The 21,551-nt window shown below is 42.6% G+C and carries 25 protein-coding genes and 1 pseudogene; 20 read left to right on the top strand and 6 right to left on the bottom strand.

From position 1 onward, the window contains the following. Nucleotides 1-750 precede the first annotated feature (750 nt). The 3 genes from ACIQXU_RS04770 (at nucleotide 751) to ACIQXU_RS04760 (ending at nucleotide 1,981) form a co-directional block, all read left to right on the top strand. Entirely contained in the window at nucleotides 751-975 is a 225-nt protein-coding gene (locus ACIQXU_RS04770; protein ID WP_402987061.1) for a hypothetical protein, read from the top strand. A 198-nt stretch (nucleotides 976-1,173) separates the two neighbouring features. Beyond that, nucleotides 1,174-1,515 carry a hypothetical protein gene (locus ACIQXU_RS04765; protein WP_402987060.1) on the top strand — a complete coding sequence of 114 codons (342 nt, stop codon included), beginning with the start codon at nucleotides 1,174-1,176 and terminating at the stop codon, nucleotides 1,513-1,515. A gap of 133 nt (nucleotides 1,516-1,648) precedes the next feature. After that, nucleotides 1,649-1,981, top strand: coding sequence for a DUF5658 family protein (locus ACIQXU_RS04760; protein ID WP_402987058.1), 333 nt, complete (start codon nucleotides 1,649-1,651; stop codon nucleotides 1,979-1,981). Nucleotides 1,982-2,143: 162 nt separating this feature from the next. Here the strand turns inward: ACIQXU_RS04760 and gsiB are convergent. Both gsiB and ACIQXU_RS04750 read right to left on the bottom strand, forming a co-directional pair. Further along, a pseudogene (gsiB, locus tag ACIQXU_RS04755) lies at nucleotides 2,144-2,338 on the bottom strand (glucose starvation-inducible protein GsiB); the annotation flags it as partial. 168 nt (nucleotides 2,339-2,506) lie between these two features. Next, on the bottom strand, nucleotides 2,507-2,806 hold the full coding sequence (locus tag ACIQXU_RS04750) for a hypothetical protein (RefSeq protein WP_483878327.1): 300 nt from the start codon (nucleotides 2,804-2,806) through the stop codon (nucleotides 2,507-2,509). Nucleotides 2,807-3,454: 648 nt separating this feature from the next. Here ACIQXU_RS04750 and ACIQXU_RS04745 point away from each other — a divergent pair. The 5 genes from ACIQXU_RS04745 (at nucleotide 3,455) to ACIQXU_RS04725 (ending at nucleotide 9,363) form a co-directional block, all read left to right on the top strand. Further along, nucleotides 3,455-3,952: a hypothetical protein gene (locus ACIQXU_RS04745; protein ID WP_402987054.1), complete on the top strand. Its 498-nt coding sequence runs from the start codon at nucleotides 3,455-3,457 to the stop codon at nucleotides 3,950-3,952. A 182-nt stretch (nucleotides 3,953-4,134) separates the two neighbouring features. Continuing rightward, nucleotides 4,135-5,862 carry a LytS/YhcK type 5TM receptor domain-containing protein gene (locus ACIQXU_RS04740; protein ID WP_402987399.1) on the top strand — a complete coding sequence of 576 codons (1,728 nt, stop codon included), beginning with the start codon at nucleotides 4,135-4,137 and terminating at the stop codon, nucleotides 5,860-5,862. 21 nt (nucleotides 5,863-5,883) lie between these two features. Continuing rightward, nucleotides 5,884-6,615 (top strand): LytR/AlgR family response regulator transcription factor, encoded by a 732-nt coding sequence (locus tag ACIQXU_RS04735; RefSeq protein ID WP_402987052.1) that lies wholly within the window; start codon nucleotides 5,884-5,886, stop codon nucleotides 6,613-6,615. Between the two features lie 206 nt (nucleotides 6,616-6,821). Next, the gene (locus tag ACIQXU_RS04730; protein WP_402987050.1) at nucleotides 6,822-8,273 is read left to right on the top strand and encodes a carbon starvation CstA family protein; all 1,452 of its coding nucleotides are present in this window, start codon (nucleotides 6,822-6,824) and stop codon (nucleotides 8,271-8,273) included. A 172-nt stretch (nucleotides 8,274-8,445) separates the two neighbouring features. Continuing rightward, the gene (locus tag ACIQXU_RS04725; RefSeq protein ID WP_402987049.1) at nucleotides 8,446-9,363 is read left to right on the top strand and encodes a class I SAM-dependent methyltransferase; all 918 of its coding nucleotides are present in this window, start codon (nucleotides 8,446-8,448) and stop codon (nucleotides 9,361-9,363) included. Nucleotides 9,364-9,493: 130 nt separating this feature from the next. Here the strand turns inward: ACIQXU_RS04725 and ACIQXU_RS04720 are convergent, their stop codons facing one another. Continuing rightward, the gene (locus tag ACIQXU_RS04720) at nucleotides 9,494-9,667 is read right to left on the bottom strand and encodes a hypothetical protein (RefSeq protein ID WP_402987047.1); all 174 of its coding nucleotides are present in this window, start codon (nucleotides 9,665-9,667) and stop codon (nucleotides 9,494-9,496) included. Between the two features lie 292 nt (nucleotides 9,668-9,959). Between ACIQXU_RS04720 and ACIQXU_RS04715 the strand changes: the two genes are divergently transcribed. Both ACIQXU_RS04715 and ACIQXU_RS04710 read left to right on the top strand, forming a co-directional pair. Beyond that, nucleotides 9,960-10,706, top strand: a complete 747-nt coding sequence (locus ACIQXU_RS04715; RefSeq protein WP_402987046.1) for a hypothetical protein — start codon at nucleotides 9,960-9,962, stop codon at nucleotides 10,704-10,706. 52 nt (nucleotides 10,707-10,758) lie between these two features. Then, nucleotides 10,759-11,517, top strand: coding sequence for a uracil-DNA glycosylase family protein (locus ACIQXU_RS04710; protein ID WP_402987044.1), 759 nt, complete (start codon nucleotides 10,759-10,761; stop codon nucleotides 11,515-11,517). A 147-nt stretch (nucleotides 11,518-11,664) separates the two neighbouring features. Here the strand turns inward: ACIQXU_RS04710 and ACIQXU_RS04705 are convergent, their stop codons facing one another. Then, the gene (locus ACIQXU_RS04705) at nucleotides 11,665-12,465 is read right to left on the bottom strand and encodes an IclR family transcriptional regulator domain-containing protein (protein ID WP_402957437.1); all 801 of its coding nucleotides are present in this window, start codon (nucleotides 12,463-12,465) and stop codon (nucleotides 11,665-11,667) included. Between the two features lie 185 nt (nucleotides 12,466-12,650). Here ACIQXU_RS04705 and ACIQXU_RS04700 point away from each other — a divergent pair, with 185 nt between their 5' ends. The 10 genes from ACIQXU_RS04700 (at nucleotide 12,651) to ACIQXU_RS04655 (ending at nucleotide 20,398) form a co-directional block, all read left to right on the top strand. Continuing rightward, nucleotides 12,651-13,421 (top strand): dioxygenase family protein, encoded by a 771-nt coding sequence (locus tag ACIQXU_RS04700; RefSeq protein ID WP_402873304.1) that lies wholly within the window; start codon nucleotides 12,651-12,653, stop codon nucleotides 13,419-13,421. Between the two features lie 110 nt (nucleotides 13,422-13,531). Then, on the top strand, nucleotides 13,532-14,395 hold the full coding sequence (locus ACIQXU_RS04695; RefSeq protein WP_402987042.1) for an alpha/beta fold hydrolase: 864 nt from the start codon (nucleotides 13,532-13,534) through the stop codon (nucleotides 14,393-14,395). Between the two features lie 76 nt (nucleotides 14,396-14,471). After that, entirely contained in the window at nucleotides 14,472-15,203 is a 732-nt protein-coding gene (locus ACIQXU_RS04690; RefSeq protein WP_402987040.1) for a carboxymuconolactone decarboxylase family protein, read from the top strand. After that, nucleotides 15,200-15,886, top strand: a complete 687-nt coding sequence (locus ACIQXU_RS04685; RefSeq protein WP_402987038.1) for a CoA transferase subunit A — start codon at nucleotides 15,200-15,202, stop codon at nucleotides 15,884-15,886. Before ACIQXU_RS04690 ends, ACIQXU_RS04685 begins: the two co-directional genes overlap by 4 nt. Then, nucleotides 15,883-16,524, top strand: coding sequence for a 3-oxoacid CoA-transferase subunit B (locus ACIQXU_RS04680; protein ID WP_402987036.1), 642 nt, complete (start codon nucleotides 15,883-15,885; stop codon nucleotides 16,522-16,524). Before ACIQXU_RS04685 ends, ACIQXU_RS04680 begins: the two co-directional genes overlap by 4 nt. A 21-nt stretch (nucleotides 16,525-16,545) precedes the next feature. After that, nucleotides 16,546-17,661 carry a muconate cycloisomerase family protein gene (locus tag ACIQXU_RS04675; RefSeq protein WP_402987035.1) on the top strand — a complete coding sequence of 372 codons (1,116 nt, stop codon included), beginning with the start codon at nucleotides 16,546-16,548 and terminating at the stop codon, nucleotides 17,659-17,661. 51 nt (nucleotides 17,662-17,712) lie between these two features. Beyond that, complete coding sequence (locus ACIQXU_RS04670) at nucleotides 17,713-17,862, top strand: hypothetical protein (RefSeq protein WP_402987033.1); 150 nt, start codon at nucleotides 17,713-17,715, stop codon at nucleotides 17,860-17,862. Between the two features lie 31 nt (nucleotides 17,863-17,893). After that, nucleotides 17,894-19,477, top strand: a complete 1,584-nt coding sequence (locus tag ACIQXU_RS04665) for an amidohydrolase (protein ID WP_402987031.1) — start codon at nucleotides 17,894-17,896, stop codon at nucleotides 19,475-19,477. A 152-nt stretch (nucleotides 19,478-19,629) separates the two neighbouring features. Further along, nucleotides 19,630-20,172, top strand: coding sequence for a DUF2975 domain-containing protein (locus ACIQXU_RS04660; protein ID WP_402987029.1), 543 nt, complete (start codon nucleotides 19,630-19,632; stop codon nucleotides 20,170-20,172). Nucleotides 20,173-20,185: 13 nt separating this feature from the next. After that, nucleotides 20,186-20,398, top strand: coding sequence for a helix-turn-helix domain-containing protein (locus tag ACIQXU_RS04655; RefSeq protein ID WP_402873324.1), 213 nt, complete (start codon nucleotides 20,186-20,188; stop codon nucleotides 20,396-20,398). Here ACIQXU_RS04655 and ACIQXU_RS04650 read toward each other — a convergent pair. Next, nucleotides 20,353-20,751: a hypothetical protein gene (locus tag ACIQXU_RS04650; protein WP_402987027.1), complete on the bottom strand. Its 399-nt coding sequence runs from the start codon at nucleotides 20,749-20,751 to the stop codon at nucleotides 20,353-20,355. The genes ACIQXU_RS04655 and ACIQXU_RS04650 overlap by 46 nt on opposite strands. A gap of 102 nt (nucleotides 20,752-20,853) precedes the next feature. Beyond that, nucleotides 20,854-21,399: a GNAT family N-acetyltransferase gene (locus ACIQXU_RS04645; protein WP_402987025.1), complete on the bottom strand. Its 546-nt coding sequence runs from the start codon at nucleotides 21,397-21,399 to the stop codon at nucleotides 20,854-20,856. Between the last annotated feature and the right edge of the window lie 152 nt (nucleotides 21,400-21,551).

The following is a 21,551-nucleotide window of genomic DNA, read 5'->3' as shown; positions in this document are numbered from 1 at the left end:
ATTTCATAATACGCATCTTTTTTCACTAATGATTATCATGGTGTCGATCTTGCTTATTATAATGAGTAGATTGAGGGTCTTGGAGGAAGATGGTCCTAAATCTAGACATATAATTTTAGGATTTGTATGTGCCCAAGGAGTTTATTATATGGAAAATTTTTTAATGAATTAAATATAATAACGCTTACGAAAAAGGTACACCTATATGCCATGTGAAAAATGAGCTTGGAGCTAGAGAACCAAGCTTATTTTTTTGTATCTAATTCTATTGATTAACATGTTCTTCTCATCTTCTTCCTCAGCTTCTGTAGGTTCGTTAATAGTATGTTTGCTCGGATTGTAAAAATGAGCCACAAAAATCCCATTAATGGTAAAATTATTAAATAACCGACTTTTTTACTTACATAGAGGAGGAACAAAATCGAAAAGCAGAATTCTATTTGTGGGCATGCTGTGCTCACTCTTTCTAATCGGCTGTTCAAAGTCGGAAGAACCTTCATTCGAGGATTTTTTTCACGCCGAAATGGAAAAAACGAAGGATGAGTATGGGGATGAATTTGATTATGCCTATTCTCTCGTATATACAAAAGTCCATACAATGAACCAACATGATGATGCTATCGCCATTTTTACGAGCATAATCCAAATGGAGACCAAATCTTTATTGCCTATTTAGAAAAAGAAAATGGGAAGTGGGAGTGGAAGCAAACAAGAGGTGCAGAATGGGATGATCCTGTCCAATGGTCTGCGATGAACGAAGAACCATACATTTACTCTGGGACGCTTACCGATGACTCCATTTCACATATGTTTGCAGGAGATGAACCTGCTGAAATCATCGAAGTGGAGAAGGGGAAAAGATTCTGGTACGCCATTAGCGATGTGCAGGACGTAAAAGTGAAAGCGGTCAAAGAAGACGGAACCGAAGAAAATGTGGAAGAAATAGATGAAGGGAGAGTGAAAAAAGTTGAGTGAGGATCAATGCCCGAAATGTAACTCATACTCGATTAAGAAAGGGATACTTGGGACAGGGTTCAAATTTGTTCAAATGTTCTCCTATGATCATTTAAAGAATAAGCCGTCCAAGATCACCTCTCATTATTGTTCGAATTGCGGGTTCATCCTTGGTTCTTATGTGGATAACCCGTCCAATTTAGAACCAAAGGGGGATAAGTGAAGCTGGATTGCTTATGTGCACGACGGAAACCGTCCATATTGAAATTGGAAGCAGATATCGGCGCAGATCCGATATGGTGCCATCTCTGTGGCTGTAACCTGGATTTAGATGAAGTCCCCATTTCAGATGAACTGAAAATGGAGCTATCAGATTGGGTGAGAGAGTATGGAGACTGGATAGATTGGGAAACGGATATCATGCTTCCAGACGGAATGACTCTTGAAAAAGAACATAATGAAAAGGGATTACGATTAACGGAAAAAATCAAAGAAGAGCTGGATGGAAACTATAGAATTGTATTTTTTCCATCCAAAACGACCTGTATGGATACTCCCTGATCAACATGCTCCTTTAAGGGAGTATGGATTGACTGTTCTTTACTAAGAACAATTTGTCTGGCATCTTTAATGTTCCTTCTTGATAAGGTATGTTCCATTCGTACTTTTGAAAAGATAGTGGTAGGAGGAGATCATGGTGGATGAAGCAAGGATTTCGAAAGAGAAGATGAAGAATATGCTCGTATGGATTTTCGTGCTATGTCTGTTCGATGCTGTGGTAACCGATTTTGGCATCCAGGCAGGATACATAAGAGAACTGAACCCCCTCATGAAAGAAGTGTATCATTGGAATCGCTCCTTCTTCTACGGATGCAAACTGTTCCTTCCTTTGCTTCTCTTGTGGATCTATCCGCAGTTAAAACGTAGAAAAGTGGTGAATGGCGGAATCTTGCTTTGTTTGGTAGCGTATGCCGCCGTCACGGTATACCACTTCTTCTGGATGGTACTGGCGCTGAGAGGCAGTTAGACCGATAAAAAGCCGGGATTGACCGATATATCATGTGAATTGACCGATAAAAGCAATAAATGACCGATAAATACCAAGAATCGACCGATAAAGACAAAACAAACAAAAAAAACGAATAATTGCCCGTTAAGACAATTACTCGTTTTATGGAATGGTTTAATTGTTATTGTTATCGCTGCGGGCTTTTCCGCCCTTTTCACCGATTTCTTGGTAAAACTCTTTGTCATGATTTTTGGAGGTCGCTTCTCCGCCTTTTTCACCGATCTCTTGATAAAACTCTTTGTCGTGATTTTTTGAAGTTGCTTCTCCACCTTTGCGACCTGCTTCTTCCCGACTCATTTTGTTATTGTCAGCCATGTTAATCACTCCTATAAAAGTTTTTTGTGTTGCTTACAGTATCATGTATATCCTAATCCACACTCTAGTAAACTAGTATTTTGAAAAAAATATATATTATAGAAATGAAAGTCGATTTTTTAAATAGAAACGTTTAAATGGCGCTCATTTGAGCGCCATTGTCATTTTTCAGATTAAAACTAATTGTATGCTAGTCCAGTTCGTATAAGTGAAAAAGATGACCAGTACATTCTTGGTCATGTTGATCAGAATCCGATTATTCCTGAACTCCATTTCCTTATTCTCTTGAAGAAAAAAAGGCAAGGTAATGCGATGTGGGAATCTTTCAAGGACCGTCAAGCCAATCCAGATGATCAGACCAAATAGCGGAAGGGCAAGTACGCTTTCCTTTGAACCCAAAATACTCACTTTCCCGAACGAATTAAATTGAAAGGGTATTTGACTTGGTAGAGAAGACCATTCCGTCATTATGTATACAACACTTGAAATAAGAAATAAGAGCGAAATGATATCTAATATCATTTCTATTAGCGTTCTTTTGCGTTTAACTACTAACCGCTGCTGTTTAATCTCCCTCATCTCCGTTTCAAAATAATAAACTTCCCGGCGTCTTTCTTAAAAGTGGAATGTAGCGGACCACTCTCCTATTTTAGCACGGGGGAAGGGACGAAGTATGATGTAAACCTCCCAATCAAAAAAATAAAGGGACCATATGGCAACCTTGTTCAATTAAAAAAACAAAAAACCTTAGGAGAGGGGGCCTAAAAAGGCGGTCACCTAAGGAATCGTGAGCAGGTAAATACCTGACTCTTTTTCCATTATACTCCTTTTGAATCGGAAGATAAACACCCCTTCCTCTAGGTTACAATAAAAAATATATTTTCTGTATGTTCATCACTCCATTTATATCTGTTATGGTGTGAATGGATGGTATTTTTGATGCATGTAGCCTGTGTTTTTCATGGAAAAAAGGACTTGGAATTAATTTGGGAAAAGTGATAAACTAGCTATATCAGTGTGTAGAGATATTGGTCTTTCTTTTTTGGGGGCCAAAAATATATGTCTCATGATACGTCTGCCATCTGAAATATTTTTTTATATGGGAGATGGATCCATATGCACGGGGAAACAAGATTACCAAGAGGTGGAAAAGAATTTATATTGTTTTTAGCCATCATTTCCATTCTTTCTGTCAACATTATCGCACCACTTATTATGGCATTTAAATTTGGATTCACGAAGGACGTGTATGTTGATACGTTAAAAGTGATTCCGTTTGTTTGGGTTTGTGTCATTATATTGGTACCATTTGTGGTAAATCCACTTGTTACTAAGCTTGTACAAAAGTTTGCTGGACCGACGGACGGCTTTAATGCACGGGTGCTGTTCACGATATTATTTAGCGTAACCATCTTGTCCGTTTTACTGACAGTTATCGGATCTTGGATTGGCATGGGGGAAATTAGCTGGAAGCCGATTCATACGTTCTTTTATGACTGGCCACGTAACTTCTTTATCGCATTCTGGGTTGAAACGTTGATCGCTCAACCAGTAGCCAGGTTTGCCATGAAGAAATTGCATGAAAGTCAAGCACGTAAAGCCGTAAATGCTTAAATCCCATACAGTACCACTCATATAAGCCGATTGATTTTATTTTAAAATCAATCGGCTTTTTTGATGGGGTCTTTAGAAAAGGTATGGAGAACCCGTCCATCGAGCGTATAATAATAGAAGGTATTGTGTAGAGTACAAGCTATCCATACAGGGATTGCAAGAGGGATTGGGGGAGGCAGATCATCATGGAATTGTTGATTACCATGACGGAACGGCTCGGGATCATCGTGACGATTGCCTTTATCGTGACCCGTTTTCGTTTCTTTCGACAAATGTTGAATGAGGATCATTTTAACCGGAAGCAACAGGTCAAAGCCATTTTGTTCTTTGGGGTGTTCGGCATCATTGGCACCTATACCGGACTGACATTGAGTCCCGAATCGCTTGAGTTCAACCGATGGGTCGGGTCTGTCGGGGAAGATGAGGCCATTGCCAACTCCCGCGTGATCGGCGTTGTACTTGCCGGTTTATTCGGGGGATGGCGCATCGGACTTGGTGCTGGGATCGTCGCGGGGATTCATCGTTTTGCATTGGGAGGATTCACGGCGCTTTCCTGTGGGGTCGCCACGATACTTGCCGGGCTGCTTGCGGGTCTTTTTTATAAGAAAAACAAACATGTTAAACTTTCCAAGGCTTTAATGATCGGGGCCCTCGCCGAAGCGATGCAGATGTTCATCATTCTTCTTCTGTCGAAACCGACCGAACAGGCCTTTTCCCTTGTCGGGCATATTGGTATTCCGATGATTATCGCCAATGGCCTAGGCAGTGCCTTGTTTCTATTAATCATTCGAAGCGTTCTGAATGAAGAGGAGAAGGCTGCTGCCTTGCAGGCACAGAAGTCATTGAGGATTGCAAGGCAAACCCTCGGGTACATGCGCCAAGGTATGAACGAAAAGTCGGCTGCCGCGGTATGCCGGATTTTGTTTGATGAAGTGAAGGCAAGTGCCATCGCGATTACCAATGAAACGAAGATCCTCGCCCATATCGGTTTGGGGGATGACCATCACTCGCCGGGACGGCCGCTCCAGACAGAAATCACACGCCAGGTGATCGAGGGTGGGGAACTGATCGTAGTGGGAAAGCGGGATATTCATTGCCAGGTTTCCGATTGTCCGTTAGGGGCGGTCATCATTGGTCCTTTAAAGAAGGGAAATCAGACAGTCGGGACGTTAAAGTTATATTTCCGCCATGAAAAAGAAATCAACAATGTGGATGTCGAGTTGATGTCAGGGTTGAGTATGCTCCTCAGCTATCAACTGGAAGTGTCACAGCTCGATGATGCACAAAAATTGGCACAAGAAGCGGAGATTAGAGCCCTTCAGGCCCAAATCAATCCGCACTTCCTATTCAATGCTTTAAATACGATCAACTCGTTAATAAGGATTGATCCTAACAAGGCAAGGAAAATGCTGCTTCACTTATCCCAGTATTTCAGAAAGAACCTAGCCAGTACGACGGTGGAATGGACGACCTTATCGGAGGAACTTTCACATCTTCAAGCGTATGCGAATATCGAAAAAATGCGGTTTGTCGATAAGCTGCACATTCATTATGAAGTGGGTGAAGATGTTCTCAATGCGAAGATCCCGCCGCTCATCCTCCAGCCATTAATCGAGAACAGCATCCATCATGGGTTTAAAAACAAAACGGAAAACTGTTCGATACATATTCTTCTTGAAAAAGAAACGGAAGCCTCGATTAGAATCGTCATAAGGGATAATGGGGCTGGTATCGAGCCAGGTCAGTTACAAAAGCTTGGCCAAGAAATCGTTGAATCCAAAAGCGGGACAGGCCTTGCCCTTTATAATGTGAACAAACGGCTCACGATGATGATGGGGCAACAATCGGCCTTGAAGATTCGGAGTGAACCAGGAAAAGGCACGGAAATATCCTTTCGCATTCCAAAGTAAATGAAGAAAGTGGGGAAGAACATGAAATCGGTCATTCGGACACTTGTCATAGATGATGAACGTTATAGCCGCGAGGAATTGATTCATCTGTTGAAGCAGCATCCCTCCATCGATATAATCGGCGAGGGTGAATCTGGGGAACAGGCCATCGTCTTGGCGATGCAGCTGCAGCCTGATGTGATTTTCCTCGATGTGGAGATGCCGCTCATGAATGGGATGGAGGCAGCGAAGGCCCTCCAGGAATTGAAGAACGTCCCGAGAATCGTCTTTGCGACTGCCTATCCTCAGTTCGGTGTGGAAGCCTTTCGTGTGGATGCGGTGGATTATCTATTGAAACCGTATGATGAAGAACAATTGGCAGAGACGGTTAGCCGCCTTGAAAAACTATTCTTAAAGAAAGAGGAGAATAGGCCGGTCAAAAGCGCCGGAAGACTGGCTGTCGAAGTGGAGGGGGAAATCCTCTATGTTCATCCTCATGACATCATGTACATTTCACGGGAAGAAAAGGTATCGAAGATCGTCACGGTCGACCATGAATATGAAGTGAAAACGACGATGAAGGAATTAGAAGAACGGTTACATGAATTCCCATTTTTCAGAATTCATAAAAGTTATCTGGTGCATTTGAATTATGTATTGCGTCTTACCCCCTGGTTCAATGGGGCGTACCAGCTTGAATTGAAAGGACGGGACGAAATGCTGTCCGTCAGCCGGACGTATGCCAAAGCTTTTCGAGCGGCCTTGGAGTTATGATAGGGTAGGAAGAATCTGATATGAATCCAAGCGTGAATCTCAGATTCTTTCTCGTATACATGTGACAAAATTTTGAACATTTTACACGTTAATTCGACATATGAACCTCTTACCCTCCGAAATCGACATGATAATAAGAATTCACTCTTTTCTGTCAATTCATCGTTTATACTATATGTAAGCGATTCCAAGGAGGGCATAGATAGATGTATACATTTTTAGGTGGAGTCATTCTATTACTAATCGGATATTTTACATATGGTAAATTCATAGAGAGAATGTTTGGTGTCAAAGCGGAGCGACCGACACCGGCATATGCGAATCAGGACGGCGTCGATTACTTGCCGATGAGCACGAATAAGAATTCATTGATCCAATTATTGAATATCGCAGGGGTCGGACCCATTTTCGGTCCAATCATGGGAGCTTTATATGGACCTGTTGCGTTTATCTGGATCGTACTTGGCTGTATCTTTGCAGGGGCGGTTCATGATTACCTAACTGGCATGATTTCAATCCGGAACCGTGGAGCCCATTTACCGGAACTTGCGGGTAAATTCCTCGGCAGAGTGATGAAGCATGTTGTCAATGCATTCGCCATCCTGTTATTAATTTTGGTGGGCACGGTGTTTGTCACGTCCCCAGCATCCTTGCTTCATAACCTGATGAATGGCACGGTGAGCCTGACGCTCATTACGATAGCCATTTTCCTATATTATATTCTGGCGACACTTCTGCCCATCGATAAAATCATCGGACGCTTTTATCCGATATTCGGGGCGTTATTATTAATCAGTTCCGTCGGGGTGGGTGGAGCCTTGATTATCCAACAAGCGCCGATACCGGAACTAACGTTATCCAATTTACATCCGGATAACCTGCCGATTTTCCCGCTGTTGTTCCTAACGATTTCATGTGGGGCACTATCAGGCTTCCATGCAACACAATCACCGATCATTTCACGTACGACTCAAAATGAAAAACAAGGCCGGAAAATCTTCTATGGAATGATGATTGCAGAAGGAATCATTGCCATGATCTGGGCCGCTGCTGCCATGAGCTTGTTTGATGGACCAGTCGGCTTGAACGAACTTCTTGCAACAGGTGGAACGGGATTGATCGTAAGTGAAGCGGCAAAAGTAACGCTTGGAGCGTTATTCGGCACCATCGCCGTACTGGGTGTCATCGTCTTGCCGATCACGTCCGGAGATACGGCTTTCCGAAGTGCACGGATGATCATTGCCGATTATGTGAAATTCCCGCAACTGAAAATGAGCAGCCGCTTAGTCATCGCGGTTCCGCTGTTCGTCATTTCCATTGCCTTGACGCAAATCGACTTCAATATCCTATGGCGCTACTTCTCATGGGCCAACCAAGCGACAGCCGTCATCGCCCTATTCGTAGGAGCCATGTACCTGTACATCGCGAAGAAGAATTACTGGGTGTCCTTACTGCCAGGAACCTTCATGCTATATACGGTGTTGGTCTATATCCTAAACGCCCAAATCGGTTTCCGGTTATCGATGGATACCTCCTACATCATCGGAGCCATCGTCAGCGTCATTTTGGTCATCACCTTCTTCGTCGCAGCGAAAAAACAACGAGCAGCCAACATCCCGCTCGAAGAAGATCTTTCGTATTATAAGAAAACTGCTTAAAGAAAAAACGCCACTTTGGCGTTTTTTTTTTATATTCAGGTAGGATTTTCGAGATATAATAGATTGACAAAAATATTTATTTATGCTATAATTTACAGTTAAAATTTTTGTGTGTATAATGAGGTTCTCCTGGCCAGGGGAATCTTATTTTTGTTATACGGGGGATGAATGTATGAAGAAGAACGAATCAAGTATGACTTCCTTAATATCAGCCTTTGGTCGGGCTTACCATAGTCAATACGACACACCCAAAATTTTTGATGATTTTATTGTAAAAGATTTAATTAGCCAAAAAGAATTTGCGGATATTCAAGAGAACATGATTAAAGGCATTCCATTCTTTAATGATAGCATAGCAAAGAAATTTCGAGATGACCCAGATGAAATTTTAAAATGGATTACACAAGTCCAACTTTCTCCAACTCCTTTAGCACGTGCTGCCTATTGCGAAAATGTAGTACGCCATGAAATCGTGCTGGGCGTTCAACAGTATGTCATCTTAGGAGCGGGATTAGATACCTTTTGTTTCCGACACCCGGAATTAAACGAAAGCATCGATATATTTGAAGTGGATTATCCAGCTACACAAGACTTTAAAAAGATCAGGCTAGAAAATGCAAATTATCCAATCCCGGATACCCTTCATTTTGTTCCAATGGATTTCACCCGACCATTTGCCATTCAAGATCTTATTGGAAAAGGTTTCATGCCTAACAAAAAAACCTTTCTTAGTCTTTTAGGTGTTTCATATTATTTAACAAAAGAAGAACATGCCAATTTGATTAATGAATGGTTTGCCAAGCTACCTTCAGGGAGTTCGATCGTATTTGATTATGCAGATGACAACCTTTTTGAAGAAAAAGGGCTGTCCAATCGAGTGCAAAATATGGTTCAAATGGCATCAGCTAGTGGCGAGCCCATGAAATCATGTTTTACTTATGAAGAAATGGAGAAAATGTTAGAAAACTCAGGTTTACTCATCTATGAACATTTATCACCTGTTGCCATTCAAAATAAATTCTTTGGTGGTCGAACAGATTATTTGTCTGCATTCGAAACCATTCATTACATCCATGCTGTGAAAAAATAATATGTCGCAAGAACTAGAACCTCCCAATCTCTCTATGATGGGGGGTTCTAAGCATTTATATCTGATATTCCTTTGAACATTCCTTTTTTTGAATGTCATAATCTTCTGCGGTTCCTGATGGTATTTACTTTTACCCAAGGAAGTTTTGAATTTGATGGATGGTCAAAATCGTGGTAAACAAGCACCCGAAGGAAGTTAAGACTATGATTTTTCTATTGTTTTGCTTTTCTTCAGGTTTAAAGAATTCATGAATTTGTACAATCCATAACGCCATAGTGACAAGGGCAAGAATTCCGATGGACAAAACACTCACCTCCTAAAGACTGTTCATACGTATGTTTATCTTTAGTCTAAAATTCATTTCACCGTGTGACCCAACTATTTGGTGACTAAAATTCCAATTAACGTGTATGTCTTTCCTTGTCATTAATTTAACATAAATATCCATTTGTTGCTAAGCCTATTTAAATCAATCTTTTCCTTGAACCTAGCCTTAAAAATTGTTTAGCGAATTAAAAACTATTCATTTTAATTTGGATAAAGTTTACAATCGTTATAACGATGAATGGCAAGTGAATGGGGATGGGGGAATGATGATGAAACAAGTTTTATACATAGGGGCAATACTAGGAACGGTGCTTTTAACGGGATGTAGTACAAATGAGGAAGCGAATCAGACAAAGAGTGAAGAGGCGTCTAAAGTGTTAGGGGGTGAACAAACTATAGAGGGTGCACCTTTATCCAATCCTCCAATTGATGTTGTGGAAACAACGGGTCCCCTTCAATTGACGCAGGAACAAAAGGAAGAGTACCACAATCAGTATGAGGAAATTGTCCATCAGGCGAATGAGACCAAAATAGGGATCAATCTAGTCGTACCTTCGATTGAAGAGTTTGAACCCCAAGATTGGGCTGAGCCAGAAGACTATAAGCAGAGGATCCAAGAACATATGGATTTCTTCTTGGCAAGTGAACGTGAGGCATTAAGTAATCTACCTTCACAAACTAGTGAAGTCGTTATGGGTTCGAATGGAGAAAGGAAAAAAACGGCCCACCTTTATGTTAGCGATAAGATTTTTTCAGTAGAGGTTTCAGGTATGTTTGAGACACAATATAATGAAAATCGGGAAGGCCAAATGTTTTCAAAGGTAGATCAGATTACATCACATATAGCCAGTTCTTCTAATGGAGAATGGAAGCAAACCTTCTCGGAGGCCAAACTTGTGGATAATGGCCGTACATATAGCCTTTTGATTGAAGGGGTGTATACTTTACATCGTATAGCCACAAAGAAAGCCTTCACGATTGAATTCAGTTGCAATGAATTTGGTGCTATTCTTTGATCAAGCATTTTCTTACACGACACCAAGCTTATAAAAGAAGGGATCAACAGTCATGAGTATCGTACAATTTTCGAAATTCAAGCAATACAAGGATCTGCTGTATAGCTTGCCGGCCTCGTATACAGTGGACATGATCAGAAACGAGCAATTTCTGCTTGATCGGGATGAGAAGAAAAACCTCGAAATCTATTATGCTCCTTTTGAATATGTGAATGAACGTGCCAAAGTCGTGATCGCCGGAATCACACCAGGATTACATCAAATGAAGAAATCCTTTTCAACCGTCATTGAAGTCAAGGATTACATAGAAAGTGAGGAAGAAATCCTCCACGAAGTAAAGAAACAATCCAGCTTTGAAGGACCGATGCGAAAGAACCTCGTCAAGATGCTGGATGAGCTGGGTTTACATGAATACTTGGGGCTGTCCTCCACGATCGAGCTTTTCGCCGAGGCCAATTCCTTGGTCCATACAGGATCCGTCCTGAACTATCCGGTGTTTTATAAGGGAAAAAACTACAGCGGGACGACTCCGGACATCTTAAAGACGGAGCTCCTAAGGAAGCATATCATGGAAGGGTTTGCGACCGAAATCAGCAACATGGACCAGCCCCTCATCATTCCGCTAGGCATCAACGTCTCAAAGGTCCTCACCTACTTGGCGGAACAGAATCACCTCGATGCTAGCAATCTGCTACTAGGATTCCCGCATCCTTCCGGGGGCAATGGACATAGGCACAGGCAATTCGCGGAGAATAAAGAACAGATGCAAGAGATGATCCGGGATTACTTTTCGAATCATCCAATCCAGTGAAGCTGTAAGTTTGTGATTGTTCCGTGATCAATGGAATGAGAGATTCAAGGGCAGCCAGAGAATTTGTAGAATCATGATAAAAGCCACCTGAGGAGGGAGTCCCTTCAAACAGGCGGCTTTTATTGGTTTGCATTTTACACAGATTTATTAAAAATGTGAGGAGTTCGATGTTGCGATGGCCCTACTAATTTTGGCTGCCGTGTCTAATAGCAATGGAAGAAATTCTTCTTGGAGAACTTCTTCACTGATTCTTCCAGCATGTGCGGAACAATTGATGGCGGCAATGACTTGTCCTTCAGAATTTTTTATGGGAACAGCGATGGATCGGAGTCCTTCTTCGAACTGCTGATCAACCCCTCCCCAACCCATTTCACGGACCTCATCCAAGGTGCTCAGTAATTGCTGCTTGTCCGCAATCGTTTTTTCTGTAAACGACTGAAGAGTAATTTGATCCAACCGTTTCTCTAGTTCATCTTTCTGAAGATTAGCTAGAAGCACGTGTCCCATGGACGTCGCATAAGCAGGGAGGCGGGATCCGACATCCAGATTAATCGACATGATTCTTTTCGTAGGAACACGGGCAACATAGATGATTTCCGTACCGTCCAATACAGAAATGGAACTGGACTCACCTATTTGGGCAACAAATTCCCGCATGATGGGATAGGCCATATTCCAAATGTTCTTCGAAGAAATATAGGCATAGCCTAATGTCAGGGTTCGGGCGGTTAAGGAAAAGGATCCATTTTTCGACTCTGCAAACCCGAGGTGAACCAAAGTAAGTAAGATCCTGCGCACAGTCGGTCTGCTTAAACCGGTTATTTTCGCCGCTTCACTTATGGTCAGTGTCGGAGTTTCCTGTGAAAATGCCTGAATAACAAGCAGCCCACGTTCTAGGGATTGGATATAGTCGCCACTTTTTATATTTTCTGAATATTCAGTTGACATAAATGATACCCCCTGTGTAAAATAAAGTTGTACGAATAGAAAATTTATGTACGGTTATCGTACAATTTGTTCATTCATTTTGCAAGTCCTCCAAGAAAAGATTACCTATACGATTCACTTGCAAATGTATGCGGTTACGAAGTGTAAATATAGTTGGCCATTTAAAATCTGAGGGGGAAACAATGATGTCAGAAACGATTGTACAAAATAAGCGTGTATTAGAAGCGTATGAAAGCTTTGCTAAGCATCTGAAGAATTTTTTAGATGAACAACAATTTAATCATGAAGAGTATACGAATTTCGTGAATTGGGCAGATCGTCTGGGTAAAAGTGGAGAAATCCCGCTGTTTTTGGATGTCTTCATCGAGACCTATGTATTGGAAGCTAAATATAAGGGGTTGCCTGGTACAGAGCCTTCCCTTCTTGGACCTTACTTTGTGGAAGGTTCGCCGTTACTTGAAAAGCAACCGTTCATTATACCGGAAAGACCGGATGAAGCAGGAGATAAGTTGGTGTTTTATGGAAATGCAAGTTCCGTTAACGGACAACCATTGGCCAATACAAAAGTGGAATGGTGGCAGGATGACAGCGACGGCCTATACTCGAACTTTGATTCAAAAGCACCTGACTTTAACCTAAGAGGTCATTTCTATACGGACGAGAACGGAGACTTCGAGGTGCATGCGAGAGTTCCTATTCCTTACCAAATCCCTACGAGTGGTCCAACAGGTGAATTTGTAAGAGCGGCTGGGTACCATGCATACCGTCCTGCCCACATCCATATGAAACTCGAGCATGAAGGTCATGAAACACTGATCACTCAAGTCTTTTTTGAAGGGGATGAGTGGTTAGAAACGGATGTAGCCAAAGGCGTTCGAACTTCCTTGTTAACGAAGCTTGAACAAGTGGGGGACCATAAAGAGGCATCCTTGAATTTTGTATTGAGAACCCTCTAATACTTGATGAATCGAATTCCTAGGCTGTCGAGAGCATTTCGGCAGCCTTTATTTCATAACACTAAAGATTCCTTCCATACGTATAACGGATAAAGGTGAGGTGCCAATACATGAACTCTTATAAAAAAATGATCAACGGGAACGAAATGCAAGTGGTGGATTACCCGGGAGAAAAAGGTCCGATTATCGCGATTCATGGACTAACAGGTACACATAAAAACATGCACCATTACGCGGATGCCTATAAAGGGGAATACAGATTCATTTCGGTCGACCTGCGGGGAAGGGGAAATAGTGCGGATACAGATCCCGAGCCTTCCATCTTTCGTCATGCCGAAGACATCCTGGCATTAATAGAAGAAATGAATATCGAAAACCCTATCCTCTTGGGTCACTCCATGGGAGCTTTTATATCGGCCATTGTGGCCAGTAAATTGGATACAGTAAAAGCCGTCATTCTACTGGATGGTGCTGCTACAATGTCCGAACACCAGAGAAGGATCGTTCAGCCTTCTTTGGGACGATTGAGTAAAGAATACGAATCTCAAGAACATTATGTCGAAGAAATCAAAAGGATTTACGGAAACCTAGGAATCACGTGGACAGAAACACTGGAGGATGCCGTCGAATATGAAGTGGCTCCTGTAGCTGACCATTGGGAGAATAAATCAACCGAATCAAGAATCCTCGCTGACTTTGAAAGCTTTTATACCTTTAGTCCAAAAGAGATCTGTTCACAGATTCAATGCCCCGTATTGCTTGTGTATGCTGAGGGCGACATCGGGTCCATGCCCCCGTTATTCCTTCTGTCCGACTATGAGGAAACGCAGAAGTATACGGAACGAATCGAAACGGTCGTTTCGGACTGCAACCACTACACCATGGTCTTTGAAAAACGTGATGACATCAATCAAGATATTCAATCCTTTTTGAAGAGGGTCGAACAAACACCTTTTACATTTTTGAAGCAGTAGAGAAGTGAGGAGACCTACATCCTGAAAACCATCAAACTATAAAAATGGCAATCTACATAAGAAGGGAGAATGATGAATGAGTAAAGGGTTGGATTATTTTAAGGAAGTTTATGATGAAGTACCGGGCTGGGTGCAAAAAATGCATGATTACAGTCCAGTTGTATTAGACCACTATACGGGGTTGCGCGGTGAAATTATGCAGGATGGCGCGTTATCACGTAAAGAGAAGGATGTACTCGTGGCCAGCATGAACGCAGCAAGACTATATCCACGTAGCATGGTGTATCACACCAAGGGCGCCATGGATTATGGTTCATCGATTCCGGAACTAGTCGAATACCTACTAGTTTCCTATTTATATAAGGGGCTTCCATCACTTAAAGTGTCGCTTGAGTCTTTGGCATATGCCCTGGAATTATCGGGAACATCAGTTAAACAGCCAGCAAATGATCCTGAAACGATTGAAGACGTGATTTCTACGATGATTGCCTGGATGGGAGAGCTGGATACACGTTTTTTAGTAGATACATGGAACGTCATTCAAACGAATGAAGCCGAGAGGATCGAGGAGAAAATCCTTAGTGAGGGAACCGTGTCTTCTAGATTGAAATACCTGAACATGGTGGGCAATTACATTACCGAATTGAGGGGTGAGGAGGCCATTGCCTGGATAGAAAGAGCGAGACAGGCCGGAGCTTCAGAGGCGGATCTAGCTGATGTGGGATACATATGCATTCTGACGGCCGGCATTCCAGCCTGGTTTGAAATCAGCGATTCCCTGAAACGGGCAAGGGAGGGACAGGCATGACGAAAGTGACACAAGATCTGCAAGAAGCCTTATCATACGTCAAAAGCGGTCAAACGATTTTGGTGGGGGGCTTTGGATTAGTGGGTGCACCACTTACGCTAATTGAAGGATTGACTAAAAAAGACGTGAAGGATTTGACGATTGTCAGTAATAATCTCGGGGAAGCAGGTAAGGGTTTGGGAATCCTGCTCAACCAAAACAAAATCAGAAAGGGGATTGGCTCTTATTTTACAAGCAACCGTGATGTGGGTGCCAAATATCAAAGAGGGGAAATTGAACTGGAAATTCTGCCGCAAGGGACATTGGCAGAATCCTTGCGTGCGGGTGGGGCGGGCCTCGGCGGGTATTACACGACCACAGGCGTCGGCACCGAGCTTGCAATCGGAAAAGAAGAGCGCAATATTGATGGCGTGAATTATATTCTGGAAAAAGCGATCCGCGCGGATGTTGCCATTATCCGGGCGCATAAAGCTGATACCCTAGGGAATCTCGTTTACTACAAAACGGCTCGTAATTTCAACCCATTGATGGCAACCGCTGCGAAAAGAGTCATCGTAGAAGTGGATGAGATCGTCGAATCTGGTGAATTGGATCCAGAGGAAATCGTCACACCCCATCTTTATATCGATACCATTATCCAAGCACAGCAAATCTTGACAAAGGTAGGGGTAGTGAGCAAATGAATAAACAAATGAGCAAACATGAGGTGCAGCATCTGATTGCGAAGCGTGTGGCCAAGGAATTGCACGGTCCTTGTACCGTCAATTTAGGAATCGGCATCCCCACACTAGTAGCCGAATATCTCGAGGATGAGAACGTATTCCTGCACACCGAGAATGGCATGTTGGGTGTAACGGATGTTGAAGAGGAAGATATCGATCCGAACCTTGTCAATGCAGGCAAACTACCAGTCGGTGAAGCGGTGGGGACCTCCTTCTTCGATAGTTCCGATTCATTCGCGATGATCCGCGGCGGTCATGTCGATGTGGCGATACTTGGTGCCTTACAGGTTGCACAGTCAGGAATCATTGCGAATTGGGCAGTTCCAGGTAAGAATATCTTGGGGGTAGGCGGCGCCATGGATCTATTGGTCGGTGCGAAAAAAGTCATTATAACGATGAGCCACACTTCGAAAGACGGCCAAAGCAAAATTCTGAAAGCATGTACCTACCCGATTACATCGACCAGAAGCGTGGATATGATCGTGACAGAGTTAGCGGTATTCGAAGTGGTCGATAAACAATTAAAGCTGGTTGAACTGATGCCAGGTATAACGCTTGCAGAAGTGAAAGAAAAAACAGAAGCCGATTTTATTGTGTAATAAGGTGAGAGTGAGGTAACTATGAAAATACGTTCAGTAGATATATATATACTAGATTTACCGACGATCCGTCCGCATCAATTGGCGATGCATACCATTGTTGAACAGACCCTTGTTGTGGCCTCTATAACGGATGAAGCGGGAAATGAAGGATGGTCGGAAGTCGCGACGATAGGCGGCGCTTCATACGGGGAATCCACGCCGGAAGCGATTAAGGTCAATATTGACCGTTATATATCCCCATTGATCATCGGTAAGGAACCCGTACACTTTGACAAAATCATGTATGACATCTCGAAACACGTAAGGGGCAACTACTTTGCCAAATCCTTGATAGAGGCGGCCATGGTCGATTTAACGGCTAGAAGCAAAGAGGTGCCTGCCTTTGAATTATTTGGCGGCCAGATTCATAAATCGCTGCCAGTCGCCTGGACTTTGGCGAGCGGTGATACGGATAGAGATATTGAAGAAGCGAAGGAACTCTTACACCAGAAACGTCATAATATCTTCAAATTGAAAATCGGTAAAGGCGACCCGATTAAAAACGTTGAACATGTATTGGAGATTAAAAAAGCTGTTGGGGATGAAGCACGTCTTACTGTAGATGTGAATCAGGCGTGGGATGAAGATACGGCGAATTCCTGCATTGCACGCTTAGAAGACGGTGGCGTCTCCATGATCGAACAGCCACTCCCAACATGGAACAACGAAGGAATGGCACGCTTGACGAGCCGATTCAAGGTGCCAATCATGGCGGATGAATCGGCGAACTCCATCCAAGATTGCTTCCAAATCGCCAAACATAGAGCAGGTAATTCCATTGCCCTGAAAGTGTGCAAAGCGGGTGGAATGACTCAAACGAAAAAAGTCGCAGCCATTGCCGAAGCGGCTGGAATCGGCTTATACGGGGGGACGATGATCGAATCCAGCTTAGGGACGGCCATCTGTGCACAATTATATGCAACGATACCGGAAATGAAATTCGGTACGGAATTATTTGGCCCATTACTGTTCAAAGATACTATCACGGTGAATGACATCCAATATGAAAACTTTGAAATCATCATTCCAGATGGAGTAGGATTCGGGGTGGAAATCGATAAAGAGAAAGTACAGCACTATTCGAGAGAAATTTGATAGATAATGTGACTTTGACTGAGGCCCACCTTGATGAAGGGGGCCTTATTTTTGACTAAACGATTCATAGTTGTAGGAAAATGCCGATTGTATAGATGGATGGTCATATTTTTAGAGGGGCTATTGCTTTTGAATAAAGGGAAAACTGGCAACCATGGAGAAAGTAAAACAGGACGTATCGATGTCGACGCGTTAAGGTAAACGAAAACTCGCAGAGAAAGGGATCCTTCCTATGAAGAAACTTTGGTATGGCGGCACAATTTACACAATGGAGAAAGAACATGAAACGGTTGAAGCCGTCCTTGTCGAGGGTGACAACATACTCGCTACGGGATCATTCGATGAACTGAGCGTCGAGGCAGATGAGCGAATGGATTTGAAAGGGGCCACCATGTATCCGGGGTTCGTTGACAGCCATCTTCATATGCTCTTCCAAGGCGAAAAGTTAATTCGTCTTGATTTAACAAAAGCCCGTTCGGCAACCGAGATGCTGGAGATGGTGAGCGAGTCAGCGAAGACAGCCCCAATTGATAGCTGGTTGTATGGGGAAGGCTGGAACGAAAATAACTTCGCCGACCAGCGCATTCCGACAATCGAGGAACTTGATGCGATTCGGAAAGAACCGATCCTGTTGACCCGAGTGTGCCATCATGTCGTGTTGGGCAACTCAGCGGCCCTAGCAGCAGGTGGCATCACATCAGACAGCCAACCTCCAGCAGGCGGGGAAATCGGGAGAGATGCGGATGGCAGGTTGAATGGCCTGTTGTTCGACCAAGCGATGAACCCTGTTACAGAAGCTGTGCCAAAAGAAGGGGAAGCGTACATAGAATCATTGACGAACACACTGAAGCTTGCTGTGGATAACATGCTTTCTTATGGCCTGACGGGTGGGCACACAGAGGAAATGAATTATTTCGGAGACTTTCGGAATCCACTCACGGCGTTTCATCGCGTCGTCGGCAAGAAGAAGCATTTCCGCGTGAATATATTGCGACATAACGCCGTATTTGAAAAAATGATCGAAGCCAACGCAGAGTTTGACGAGCCCTATGTAGAACCGGGAGCGATGAAGATCTTTGCCGACGGGGCCCTTGGGGGATCGACGGCGGCTCTATCCCAGCCATATGCCGATCAACCGAATAACAAAGGACTCTTCATCCAAACCGATGAAGAGTTGGAGACGTTGGTGAAATTGGCACGCAAGCATAACGAAGTCGTGGCCGTCCATATGATTGGGGACGCGGCGACAGAACAAGTCCTTCGGGTCATTGAAAAATACCCGGCACCAAGCGGCAAGCGGGACCGCTTCATCCACTGTTGCATATTGCGAGAGGACCTAGTCGAAAGAATGGCCAAACTACCGCTTGTCGTGGATATCCAACCGGCATTCGTCCCATCCGACTTCCCGTGGGTCATCGACCGCCTCGGGGAAGAGCGTCTTTCCTTAGCTTATCCATGGAAAACGTTGCTGGACCGGGGCATCATGTGTGCAGCGGGAACGGATGCACCAGTAGAGGACATCGATCCACTCGTAACCATCTATGCAGCAGTCGAACGAAAAAAACCAGGCGCCGAGCATGATGGCTACATACCTGAACAAAAGCTATCCCGTTTCGAAGCCATCCAACTGTACACGATCGGCAGTAGCCAGGCAATCAACAAAGAGCATGAGCGTGGCTACATCAAACCAGGCTACGTCGCAGACTTCACGATATTCGACCGGGACCTATTCGATGGCACGACAGAGGAGATGCTGACAGCCAAAGCCGTAAAAACGGTCGTGGCGGGAAGGGTCGTATTCGAAAGGGAAAAATGAGACAAGAGGGAGATGCTTCGGTTATGGAGCATCTCCTTTTTACAAGATTGCGAGAAATTTTCAATACTCATAATTATTGTTTTACAATAATCCTTTATTGTTTTATAATAAAAAGGAAATAAATGTAAAGTGATAAAGGAGGGCTATATCTAATGAGTCTTTTTACCAAGTCTGTTTTGAAATTCTTATCAATTATGTCTCTGATTGCTCAATTTTTATGTGCGTTTGCCGGATTAATGCTACTATTTGGGACTGGAGCTGTATTGTTAGTTCCGAATGGAGTTAAAAAACAATTACTACAGTATGTAGATGTTAACTCAAACTTAAACACAAACCCATCAGTATGGTTTTTAGTACTTTCTTGCTTAGTGGCGCTAGCAATCATTGCTTGTTTGTTTATCATTATGTATGCGCTTCGTAAAATGATCGGTAATATTTATATACAAGACTTCTTTGTTTACCAAAATCTTACGTGCCTCAAACAAATCCTAATCGCAATCACAAGCTTCACCATTTTGCAGTTCATCAGTCAGCTGTTCTTTGCAAAACTACACGCTTACAATGTCAGTAATGTTTTTTCAAATTCCAGTCCAGGTTTACTAGGCAACATTCTTCTATTAGCTATCGTATATACGCTTTATGTGGTTTTTAAATACGGAATATCCTTGCAAGACGATTCTAACAACGTGATTTAAGTGGGAGCTCCTCATGATAAAAATTAATCTAGATCGAGTCATGCTAGAAAGAAAAATTTCTTCAAAAGTATTAGCGGAAAAAGTTGGAATTACCCAAGCTAACTTATCCATACTAAAAACAGGTAAAGCGCGTGGTATTCGCTTTGACACATTAGAAAAAATCTGCCAGACATTACATTGTCAGCCTGGTGACATACTCGAATATGAAGAAAAAACTGGCATATAACAAAGGTTATATGCCAGTTTACAACTATTCATTAATATGGACTGAAAGTTAACTAAATGAAACAGCGAAATCATATAACCAAAACACCAAAGAAAATCCTCATTTGTAATAAAATTAGCCATTCCAAAATGCGTAACTTCCTTTAACACAGCTTCTAATTCATTAAAATCTACATCTTTAATCCCTAAAGGTCCCTCTTGGACTAAGACATACCAGCAAAAGAAACCAAGTCGAATAGCCACTTTCAAGTCTTGTGGATTTTGGCGCCAGCTCTTTATCAGGAGCGATTTTGCTTCATTCCATTTTTCTTGACTTTCTAAGGTATCAACTTCCACCCATCGCCAATCAATCACAATGGTTCACCACCTAACTTGGATATGTACGAACTTCAGTGGAACAAGAATCAAGCATTGAGCATGGACGAAGACTGTATGACTGATTCCGCTAAAGCCCCGTTATTTGAATAACTTATACCAGTATAAAGTGGTTTCAATATCAGGATTATAGGACTGCTTGAGTGTGTCCACTCCACCTAGTATGAATCCTTGTTTCACGTAAAATCTGCAGGCACCAAGATTATCATCTTGGGTTTCCAAGGACATGCCTATCAGGTTTCTTTGTTTTGCCCACTCTTCTGCTTTATATAAGAGCAACGTTCCGACGCCACTGCCTCTATACTCTTTCTTGGTCGCAATGTTTTCAATATAACAGAAGCGATTCCAATCCTGAATGATTCTAATTTGTCCTATGCACGTATCATTCATATAAGCTAAAAACAAAGCTTTATCCTCTTGGTTTATATAGTGACTCAAATCAAGTTTGTCATCTGGAAAACGTGTTTGTCTAGTATTATCAAAAAGAACTTCTTCATAAGACCACTTTCCTGCTTGTAAACGGGGGACAACCCTACCATATAACGTAAAATAATCATTTGTCTTATTGATATCCTTTATTAAATCTTTATTTAATGTAGAAATAATGAGTTTATCTTCACTACCCAATCTCAAACACTTCCTTTTATGATGTTTTTGAAAATATTTAAGGATCATTAAACCACTGCACGTTAGCTGAATAAGCCTCTTTTTATATACTACCAAAAAAAGTAAATTAGATTATGTAAATTTATGCTAAATTGGTATAGGATTGTTAGAGT

The sequence above is a fragment of the Peribacillus sp. NPDC097284 genome, from assembly GCF_044761765.1.
Taxonomy (GTDB): Bacteria; Bacillota; Bacilli; order Bacillales; family DSM-1321; genus Peribacillus.
This window is presented reverse-complemented; position numbering and strand designations above follow the sequence as displayed.